At 41.1% G+C, this 12,125-nt stretch carries 3 protein-coding genes; all 3 read left to right on the top strand.

The window, feature by feature from the left end:
* The 3 genes from SD427_RS16410 (at position 1) to SD427_RS16400 (ending at position 12,098) form a co-directional block, all read left to right on the top strand.
* On the top strand, positions 1-2,034 hold the full coding sequence (locus SD427_RS16410; RefSeq protein WP_320558861.1) for a M43 family zinc metalloprotease: 2,034 nt from the start codon (positions 1-3) through the stop codon (positions 2,032-2,034).
* A gap of 326 nt (positions 2,035-2,360) precedes the next feature.
* Positions 2,361-5,348: a reprolysin-like metallopeptidase gene (locus SD427_RS16405; RefSeq protein WP_320558860.1), complete on the top strand. Its 2,988-nt coding sequence runs from the start codon at positions 2,361-2,363 to the stop codon at positions 5,346-5,348.
* 288 nt (positions 5,349-5,636) lie between these two features.
* On the top strand, positions 5,637-12,098 hold the full coding sequence (locus SD427_RS16400; RefSeq protein WP_320558859.1) for a GEVED domain-containing protein: 6,462 nt from the start codon (positions 5,637-5,639) through the stop codon (positions 12,096-12,098).
* Positions 12,099-12,125 lie beyond the last annotated feature (27 nt).

Raw genomic sequence — 12,125 nt, 5'->3', positions numbered from 1 at the left:
ATGAACAAATCTACTAATTTAAAGGTATTCTTGTTTTTATTTTCATTTTTTGCTGCAGGAATAAATGCGCAAAATGGAAAAGGGAATAAAGCTGCTGAATTTATTGTTAACAAGCCTCAAAGTGAGCTTGCGAAATCAAACGGTTTCGACAGATGTGCTACAGTAGAGTACGAAAATTATCTTCAGGCAAAAAATCCTGCAAGAATGAATGACAGCCAATTTGAATCCTGGTTGGCTCCGTTGATTAAAAATGCAAAAGTTGAAAAATCGCAAAACGGGACTATTATTACAATTCCGGTGGTTGTTCATGTTATTCACAGCGGTCAGGCTGTTGGCGCAGCTCCTAATATTGTTGATGAGCAGGTAATTTCTCAGATCACAGTTATGAATAATGATTTCCGCAGACTGGCGGGAACTCCCGGTTTCAATTCAAATACAGTAGGAGCTGATACGCAAATTCAGTTTGCATTGGCTAAAGTAGATCCAAATGGAAATCCTACTAACGGTATTGACAGGGTAAATCTTTGTCAGTCTTCCTGGACTCAGGCACAGATAAATTCTTTTGTAAAACCGGAAACAATCTGGGATCCTACAAAATATATGAATATGTGGAGTGTCAATTTCCCATCAAATTCTGACCTGTTAGGATATGCGCAGTTTCCTTCAGGATCAGGTATCGGCGGACTTAACACTAATGGCGGTGAAGCTTATACAGATGGCGTAGTAGCGCGATTCTCTGCATTCGGAAGCCGTGATTATGATACCAATAACAGTTTCATTCTTATTAATATTTATGATAAAGGAAGAACAATGACTCACGAAGTTGGTCATTATTTAGGATTAAGACACATCTGGGGTGATACCTCTTCCTGCGTAGTGAATGCAACAGACAGTAATAATGATTATTGTCTTGATACACCCGCCGCCGCCGCCGCAAACTACAATTGTGTAACAATTGATTCTTGTCCTGCAAGTCCCGGAAATGATATGGTTGAAAACTATATGGATTATACAAATGATACCTGTATGAATATCTTCACTGTTAACCAGAAGGATCGGATTACAGCGGTTATGAATAATTCTCCAAGAAGACTTGAACTTAAAACATCAGTTGCAGATATTCCTATTGCATTGTTTCCTAATGATGCAGAGGTTAAGCTGGAGAGAGACTGTACTACAGTAAGCTGCTCTACAACGGCAGCACAGAATGTAAAAGTTTCTCTGTATAACAGAGGAACAAGCACAATGACTTCCGCAGTAATAACTTATACTCTAAACGGAAGTTCACAGACTTTCAACTGGACAGGAAATTTAGCACAGGATAAATTTGCCATTGTAACACTTCCTATGAATGCAAACACTTTAGGAGGATGGATGAATATCAATGTAACTTCTGTAAACGGAGGTACAGATCAGAGGGTTTCAAACAGCAGTATCAATGTGAACTATTTAGGTGCACCTACAAGAGTAGATACAAATGTTGTATTTAATCTTCAGCTGGATCAATATGGAAGCGAGACAAGCTGGAACCTGAAAAATAGTGCTGGAACTACTGTTTACAGCGGTGGCGGATATACGGATACTAATACTTCTCTGCCTCCTGTAATTAGTCAGAACTGGACATTGAACCCAAATGAGTGTTATACATTTACAATTGAGGATTCTTTTGGAGATGGTTTCTATCCTTATGGCGGATATTATAACATCAAATCCCAGTCTGGGGCAACTTTGTTAACAGGATCTTACTTTCCAACTATTCAGACAAGAACTTTAAAATCTCTGGTTTTGGCAACAGGTGAAGTTAAAGATAAAGATACATTTGCGGTATATCCAAATCCTGCCAGTGATGTATTGAATATTACCAAAATTTCAAACAAAGCTAAATTTGAAATTCACAATGCTGTCGGTCAGTTAGTAAAAGCCGGTAATATTGATAATAATCAGGTAAGAGTAGCGGAACTGGTAAAAGGTACTTATATTATTACCATCAAAGACAACAAGATTTCTGAAAGTATCAAGTTTATTAAAAAATAAATCATATTTTTCATAGATACAGAAGCTCCGGGATACCCGGAGCTTTTATTTTTAGTCGAGTTTAATTTCTTAAAATTATCTTAAGCCAGCTCTAAATAATTATAATTGATCAAAAGGAAAATAAACACTGACTTTTAAATCCATTAAAAAATAAAACTGAATTAACCTCTTTTACAGAAAAAATATAATCCTCAGACCCTTCTGAGGATTATATTTTTTTTAGGGTATTGTAATATTGAATACACTTTTTTCTGTTAATTATGATCAAAATATAATATTGGTAAATCAAAATAGTTATATTTGGCAGTAAATTTAATTGAAAAGCTATGAAGAAATTTTTTACTTCTTTCTTTTCTCTTTTTATGCTGGGTGCTGCAACCGCACAATGGTCGCCTACAGCATTTAAAGGAGAGAAAGTAAGAAAAGAGGCTGATATGAAAGCCTATTATTCATTGGATATTTCAGCGTTAAGATCTCAGCTGGCAAATGCACAGGAAACGGGCAGAGGAGCTAAAGCCGTTGAAATCTCTTTGCCTACAATGGATGGTAAAGTTGAAAAGTTTGCAGTATACAGTTTTCCTGTTTTTGCAAAAGATATTGCAGATCAATATCAGTTAGGCTCATATGTAGGTGTAGGGATTGATGATCCTTCAAAGTATGTAAGGTTTTCTCTTGCTCCGAATGATTTTCAGTCTATGATTATCACTAACGGAGAATATGAATTTATTGAGCCTGCTAATACTGCTAAAACAGTTTATGGTGTTCATCCTAAATCTCAAAAGAATGAAAATGGATTCTTATGTTCTACAGGGGAAGATCCTGCTGCGGTAAAACAAATTGATGCATTGCTTAAAAAAGGGGCATCTTTTACAAATCAGCTGACCAACTTCAGTAAAAGTTACGACAAGAAGTACAGAACAATGAGGTTAGCCATGTCAACAACAGCTGAATACACTAACTTCTTCGGAGGGGTAGCAGGGGCATTGGCTCAAATAAATGCAACCATGACAAGGGTAAACGGAGTGTTTGAAAAAGACTTTGCATTGCATTTAAATGTGTTAAGTTATCCATCGCTTATCTATACCAATGCCACAACCGATCCTTATGCAACCGTTACCAACGCTTCAGCGCCTCCTGCTTCATGGAATACTTCTCTCAGGGATATACTGGCGTCTACTGTAGGCCAGGCTAATTATGATATCGGTCACTTATTCGGAGCTTCCGGCGGTGGCGGAAATGCAGGATGTATTGGGTGTGTTTGTATGAGTCCTGTAGGTACTACGTATGATCCGGTAGTAGGTTACGGTAAAGGATCTGGGATTACTTCGCCGGCTACGGGAAGTGTGAATCCTTCTGCGGCAAACCCTCCTTCAGGAGATAATTTTGATATTGATTATGTTGCCCACGAAATGGGCCATCAACTTGGGGGTAATCATACATTTGCACAGAGTTTGGAAGGTTCAGGTACCAATATGGAACCGGGTTCAGGATCAACTATTATGGGGTATGCCGGTATCACGGGAGCTACGACAGATGTTCAGGCACATTCGGACCCTTATTTTCATGTAGTAAGCATTGATCAGATCAATGATAATCTGATAGCCAAAACATGTGACGTAGAAACACCTATTGCCAACAACCCGCCGGTAATACCTAACCTGACACCATATACAATTCCTAAAGGAACTGCATTTATGCTAACGGCTGATGTGACGGATCCTGAAAATGACCCGATGACTTTTACATGGGAACAAATAGATAATGCAAACGTTGTTATTAATAAAAATAATATCGGAACCACTACTACAGGGGCATCGTTCAGATCTGTTGCTCCGACTACAGTGCCTACCCGTTATTTCCCTAAGCTGGAATCTGTGCTGAACGGATATTTGGATAACAGCAACAATACCTGGGAGTCTGTTCCAATGGTAGCACGTTCTATGAATTTTGCTATTACGGCAAGGGATAACAACCCTAACGCCAATCAGCAACAGTCTGATTATAATGTACAGGCAATCACCGTTGGAAATGACGGACCGTTTAAGGTAACTACTTTATTTGCGAACGTAAATGCGCCGACACCTATCAACTGGGACGTAGCCAATACAACTGCAGCACCTTATAATGTGGCCAATGTCAAAATTGACTATACCACAAATAACGGAACCAGCTGGACTACGCTGGTCGCTTCTACTCCCAATGACGGTACTGAAAATTTCACTTTCCCTTCAACGCTGAATGGTCAGGTTATTAAATTAAGAGTATCTTCCATCGCTAATGTATTTTATGCTATCGGAAGGATCACGGTAACGGCATTTGCTCCTTGCGACGGATCTGCAGTGACAGGGGTAACAACAAGTAACATTACAAATAATAGTGTTACTTTGACGTGGACACCGGTTTTAAATGCTACTTATATCATCCGTTACAGACCGGTAGGTTCAGCAACCTGGCAGCAGACGACTTCTACATCAGCTTCGGTAACAATTGCATCGCTGACAGATACAACCAATTATGAAGTTCAGGTAGCCACTGTTTGTTCAGGAACAACCGGAGCCTACTCTGCAACTACGACCTTTACAACTTCCGGACTACCATACTGTTCAGCAGCATCCACTACGGCGGCGGTACTTTATATTTCTAAAGTACAAGTAGCCAATATCAATAATACCTCAACCGGAAACACGTATACAAACTTTACAACAAATCCTGCTCTCCAGATTAATCTTGTAAAAGGAACGAGTTATCCGACAACTGTTACAGGATCTTTAACTGCCGCCAACTTTGCGATGGTGTTTATAGATTACAACAGAGACGGTGTTTTTGATGCGACTGAAAGAGTTCTTAATTTCCCGGTGGCCAATTCATCATCATTTACAGGTTCATTCACTGTTCCTACTACAGGTGTTGTTGAAGGACAGACCTTAAGAATGAGAGTGCTTTTAGGCTTTGCCGGATCCAGTAATATCGGATTATCTGCACCTGCAGCATGGGTTTGCGGAAATAATTTTAATGACGGAGAGGTTGAAGACTATAATGTGATTGTCACTGCAACATCATTGGCAACACATGACGTAGCCGGTCCTAAAAATGATATCCAGTTATATCCGAATCCGGTATCAGATATCCTTAACATTACTAAAGTTTCTGATAAGGCAGCTTATAAAATTTACAGTGCAGCCGGCCAGTTAGTAAGACAAGGAAATATCAGCAACGGACAGATTAATGTGTCTGAATTGATCAAAGGCGGATATGTTATTACCATTGAAGAAAAAGGAAGAGACGCATTCACTTCTAAATTCATCAAAAAATAATTAAAATTTTTAAAATCAATACAAGAATCCCCGGCCAATCTACTGCCGGGGATTTTTGTTTTTCAGTACCAGAGTAAAATATTTCCTGATTTAATAAAAATTGAATAATATGCTTATCTCATAACTTGGAATAAGAAGATATGTCCAAATCCCACAGCTGATTTTTGGTTTGTTTATTCCAAATACATGGTTTGAATCCTTGTGGAATTTATATAAAAAAAATAGTTACATTTATAAATTAGTAATAAAAAATGATTAGATTTGTCTAATTAATATATTGAGAAAGTTATGAAGAAAAATTTTACTTCTTTCTTTTTCCTCTTTTTGTTTGCGATTACCAGTGCACAATGGAGTCCGGCAACATTCAGAGGGGAAAAATCCAGAGCAGGTTCTGATATTAAGAACTATTATTCTCTAGACATTTCTTTACTAAAGTCTCAATTGGCAAAAGCACAGCAAACGGGTAAAAATGCAAAACCCGTTACCATTTCTTTGCCGACTTTAGAAGGAAAAATCGAAAGGTTTGCCGTTTACAGCTTCCCTGTGGTAGTGAAAGAACTGGCAGACCAGTATCAACTGGGCTCCTATGTGGGTGTCGGGATCGATGATCCCGGTAAATACCTTAGATTCAGCCTGGCACCGGATGATTTTCAGTCGATGATCGTCAAAGAAGGTCAGTACGAATTCATAGAGCCTGCTGACAAGTCTAAAACAGTTTACGGTGTGCATCCAAAAACTGACAAAAGCAATGAAGGTTTCCTTTGTTCCATGAACGAAGACAGGCTATCCAAACAAGAGATAGAAAAACTGTATACAACCGGTAAGGCTTTTTCCAACCAGACTACCAATTTTGCAAAATCTTCTGACAAAAAATACAGAACGATGAGATTGGCTATGTCGGTAACAGGGGAATATACCCAGTTTTTTGGGGGAACGGTTGCGAATGCACTTGTTGCCATCAATGCCAGCTTAACCAGAGTAAACGGCGTATTTGAAAAAGATTTTGCCCTCCATCTGGATTTGCAGAACTATCCGGGCGTTATTTACACGAACCCTGCAACTGACCCTTATTCGCCTGCAGCCACAGGTGCCGGAGGTGCATGGAACGGTGAATTACAACAGGCACTTACTGCCAATGTAGGAAATGCCAACTATGACATCGGTCACTTGTTTGGTGCTTCAGGCGGTGGCGGTAATGCAGGCTGTATAGGCTGTGTTTGTATAAATCCAACAACTTCAGTACCAAATGGTAAAGGTTCAGGATATACATCACCGGCAGACGGTATCCCGCAGGGAGATAATTTTGATATTGACTATGTTGCCCATGAAATCGGGCATCAGCTGGGAGCCAATCATACATTCTCTCATGCATTGGAAGGAACAGGCGTAAATGTTGAGCCGGGTTCCGGTTCCACCATTATGGGCTATGCAGGAATTACTGGTGCCAATACCGATGTTCAGCCGCATTCTGACCCTTACTTTCATGCAGTAAGCATCACGCAGGTTCAGAATAACCTTAACAGCAAAACTTGTGACGTGGAAACCACGACCACAAACAACCCGCCTGTTATTACGGCTTTGCCTACCTACAATATTCCTAAAGGTACTGCATTTGTGTTGACAGCGTCTGCAACGGATGCTGAGAATGACCCAATGACCTATACCTGGGAAGAAGTGGATAACGCATCTGCCACCATAAATAAAAATAATTTAGGAACCACACTTACCGGTGCATCGTTCCGATCATTTAATCCTACAACCAACCCTGTAAGATATTTCCCAAAATTATCTTCAGTATTGGCCGGAGTTTTAAATAATTCTAATAATGGCTGGGAATCTGTTTCCACAGTTGCCAGGACTACTAATTTCCGGGTAACGGTAAGGGATAACAATCCCGTAGCTACTCAGCAGCAAACCCAGTTTGCCAACCAGCAGATTATTGTGGGAAATGATGGTCCTTTTAAAGTGACCACTACCACTGCGTATAACAACGGCCCTACCGGTATTACCTGGGATGTTGTAAATACAACGGCTGCTCCTTATAACGTAGCCAATGTAAAAATTGACTATACCACAGATAACGGGGTAACGTGGACGGTAGCTTCAGCTTCTACAGCGAATGACGGTAACGAGTCTATTAACTTGACCGGTCTTACGTTGGGAGGCAATGTGAAAATCAGAGTAAGTGCTATCGGAAATGTATTCTACGCCATCGGAAGTTCTACAGTAGCCTCATTGGCAAGTTGTACGGGAGCGGCTCCTACAGGTATTGTCGTTTCAGCAATTACGCAGACTACGGCAACAGTTTCATGGGTTGCTACGGCAAACTCAACCTATGTGGTTCAGTACCGCCCGTTAGGCAGCACAACGTGGATTACGGTTCCTTCCACAGGAAATTCTATAAACCTTACAGGATTAACAGACGGTATCCAGTACCAGGTACAGGTATCTACTGTTTGTTCAGGCGTTCAGGGACCTTTCTCGGCGATTACAACTTTTACTACTTTAGGTCTGACTTATTGTACAATGACCTCAAGTAACTTTGCATCGGAATATATTTCTAATGTTACGGTAACTCCGGTAGGCGCGCCTGTAATGAGCAACAACTCTGTAGGATCTACTTATACGGATTATTCAACGACACCTAGTGCCTTGGTAAACCTGGTTATCGGATCTATAGGGAATACGGTTTCTGTATCTAAGTTTTACCCTGGCGGTTTTAGTTACAGTGAAGCTGTAGGTGTCTGGATTGACTTTAACAGAAACGGAGTGTTTGAAGCAACCGAGCAGGTAATGAATTCCCCTGCCAGTGCAACAACTCCTGTTACCGCTACCTTCAACGTTCCGGCAACGGCCTATAACGGCCCGGCGACAACAAGAATGAGAGTAGCGATGCGATACTCAAGTTCTCCGGTAATGTGCCAGAGCTTCGGGGATGGGGAAGTGGAAGATTATGCTGTAAAGCTGATCCAGCCGATTCCTTGTACGAGCAATGCTCCTCTGAATCTTTCTGTAAGTAATATTACAGCTACTTCTGCCTATGTAATGTGGGATCCTGCTGTAGGTGCTACCTATATATTGCAGTACAGACCTTTGGGTTCTACAACATGGACTACCGTTCCTTTAACCACCAGTGCTTATACCATTACCGGTTTAACGGAACAGACCCAATATGAAGTTCAGGTAGCGTATGTATGTTCAGGAACTACAGGAACCTATACGGCACCAATGCCTTTTACAACTCCTGCGGTTACTTATTGTCCGATTACTTCAAGCAATAATACAAACGGTTATATTTCAAATGTAACAATTGCCCCTACGAATTCTTATGTGATGAGTAACAACTCAGGCGCGAATACCTATACAAACTATTCTGCTGATCCTGCCAAGCTGATCACACTGGTTCGTACTTCAACCAATAACAGTATTTCTGTTTCCAAATCATGGTTAACCACTACTACATCTTCATTAGCCGTAGGAGCATGGATTGATTTTAACAGAAACGGTATTTTTGAGACAAGTGAAAGAGTAGTTAGTACCACAGCCAATACAACAACGCCGATCACGGCAACGTTTACGGTTCCGACTACTTCTTACAACGGTCCGCTGACCCTTAGAATGAGAGTGATCTTCGCTACCAGCACCATTGCAGACCCTTGTGCTACAGTAGCGAACGGTGAAATTGAAGACTATGCAGTTAAGATCATTGATCTTGCACCTTGTACTACAGCTCCGCCATCTCCTATTATTGTTTCCAACATAACGGCCTCTACCGCTTTGGTTTCCTGGATCAATGCAACAGGAGCTACTTATACATTGAGATACAGAACGGGAACGGGAGCATGGACAACTGTTGCGGCAGCAACCAATCCTTATACCATCAGTAACCTTAACGGTTCCACTACCTATGAAGTACAGGTAGCAACGATATGCGGCGGTACTACCGGAGCATGGTCAGGTTCTGTAAACTTTACGACACCTGCCATTTCATACTGTACATCAGGTACAGCCACTGTTAATAATGCTTATATCAGTAATATTACAGTATCAGGTACCAATACACCGGCTATGTCCAATAACTCCGGGCCTAGTACTTACACGGACTATTCTAATGATGTTAACAAGATTATCACATTAGCCCGCAACTCTGCGAATAATGTACTTTCTGTAGGAAGAACCATAACATCAGGGACTTATTCCACGTATGCATGGATCGACTTCAACGGAGACGGCGTGTTCAATAACAATCCGACGACGGTTGCAGGAGGAGAGAGAATCATGAACTTAGGATATTCTTCTACAACACCTGTTACTGCTACATTTGCTGTTCCGGCAGGAGCTTACATCGGAAACAATAAGCTGAAAATGCGTGTTATCGTGTATTTCCTTACACCAACTGATGCGTGTTCACCACTTACAAGTGACGGAGAAGTTGAGGACTATCAGATTAAGTTCATCGATATCCAGCCATGTACCACGGCGGCACCAACAGGTATCGTATTAACTAATATTGGGGCTACGACGGCTACGGTTTCATGGATATCTTCTACAGGTGCTACTTACCTGGTAAGATGGAGAACGACCAACCCGGTAGGGGCATGGAATGTATCTCCTGCGCCTATTACAGGAAACAGTTATAATATCACAGGATTGACAGAGCAGACGGCATATGAAGTACAGGTAGCTACAATTTGTGGCGGAACCCAGGGGCCTTGGTCTACTTCCACACCGTTTAATACAACACCGATTACGTATTGTAACATGACCGGTACCGGAACTACTGATTTCATTTCCAATGTGACCATGACTTCTGTTAACCCGGGAATCCCTCCGATGAGCAATACATCCGTTCAGACCAATTATATCAGTTATACAGCTCCGGCTACGCTGGTTAATTTGGAAATCGGTTCTACAGGAAATAAGATTTCCGTATCTAAAGGATGGTCCGGAGCTGCACAGAGTGATGCAGTATCTGCATGGATCGATTTTAACAGAAACGGTATATTTGAAACTTCAGAACAGATCATGGCTTCTGCAGCAAGTGCTACAACTCCGGTAACAGCACTGTTTAATGTACCTGCAACAGCATATAACGGTCCGTTGACCACAACCATGAGAGTGGTTCTGAAACGTTCAAGTGCACCTGTAATGTGTCAGAATGCTGTCAATGGAGAAGTAGAAGATTATTCGGTAAGGTTAAGGCCTTGTTCTACAACGGCACCGACTAATCTAGCGTTCAATACCATCACGCATATTTCTGCTAATGTTACATGGACGGTTCCTACAGGCAGTCTTACCTTTATCGTAAGATACAGGGTAGCCGGAAGTACAGCACCATGGACAGAAGTTACAGCTTCTACATTAACAGGAAACCCTCCTTTGAGTTTAACAGGACTTACTCCTGCAACAACATATGAAGTACAGATTGCATCAAGCTGCGGAACAAGCCCTGGTACATTTGCACCTGTAAAAACATTTACAACGAGATGTGATCCTACACCTCCGAATGTAACGATCGGTACGGTAACAGCAACCTCAGCAGTAGTCAACTGGGCTCCTGTAGCAGCAAGCTCAACTTATCAGATCAGATACAGGGTGGTAGGAACTACGCCATGGACAACGGTAAACGTTACAACACCACCTTTAAATACGTATACCCTTACAGGTTTAAGTCCGTATACAACATATGAAGTGCAGGTAGCCAATATCTGTAACGGTGAAACAACGGTTAACCCTTGGTCTAATCCTAAAGTATTTATTACAGAGAGGATTTGCGAGCTGCCTCCTCCGGGATTAACGATTACCAATCTTACGCCGACTACTGCAGTTGTAGTTTGGGATCCTTTCCCTGGAGCAACATATGTATTAAGATATAGAAAAGTGGGTATTCCAAGCTGGACAACGGTAGCGGTTGCAACCAATACGGTTACCTTAACCGGACTGATTGAGCTTACACAGTATGAAATGCAGGTTGCGAATGTATGTAACGGTACGCCGGCTACTTACACACTGCCATATTTCTTTACAACGCCTACGATTGTATACTGCCAGATGAGTTCTGCGGCAAGTACGGAGTATATTTCAAAAGTTACCGTTACACCAAACGGTAAACCGAAAATGGAAAATACTTCAGCAGCTTCCAGTTATTCAGACTTTACAGGTAACCCTCTCAAGTTTATTGAGTTAATACAGGGATCTACTGGAAACCAGATTACCATTGATAAGAAACTGACAGGAGGTGCGAAAGCAGGCGTAGCTGTCTGGATTGATTTCAACAGAAACGGATATTTCGATATCAACGAAAGAATCATGGCTGCTGCCCCGAATACAGATGCTACGGCCAGCACGACATTCACAGTGCCTGCAGATGCATTTATCAGCTTGACAGACTATAAATACGTAGTGATGAGAGTAGCGATGGCAAAAGATGCAATCCCGGTAAACTGTGCTAATTTCCCTGTTGGCGAAGTAGAAGATTATACAGTACGGATTTCTAAGTTCCCTATTCCTAACCCGGTAAATCAAACGGATATATTAATTTATCCTAATCCGGTTAGAACAGTGTTGTATGTGAAAAATATCAGCAAAAAAGCGAATTATAAGATCTATAACGCTGCAGGGCAACTTGTAGCCAACGGTATCATCCTAAACAACAGCATAGATGTACATAATCTGATAAATGGTGTTTATGTAATAGACATTCAGGACGGAAACGAAATTTCTGCCCAGAAGAAATTTATCAAAGAATAAGTATACATTTAATTATTAATCATTTGT

It is taken from the genome of Chryseobacterium sp. JJR-5R, assembly GCF_034047335.1.
Classification (GTDB): Bacteria; Bacteroidota; Bacteroidia; order Flavobacteriales; family Weeksellaceae; genus Chryseobacterium.
The sequence above is the reverse complement of the archived record's forward strand: the minus strand, read 5'-3'. Positions and strand labels throughout refer to the sequence as shown.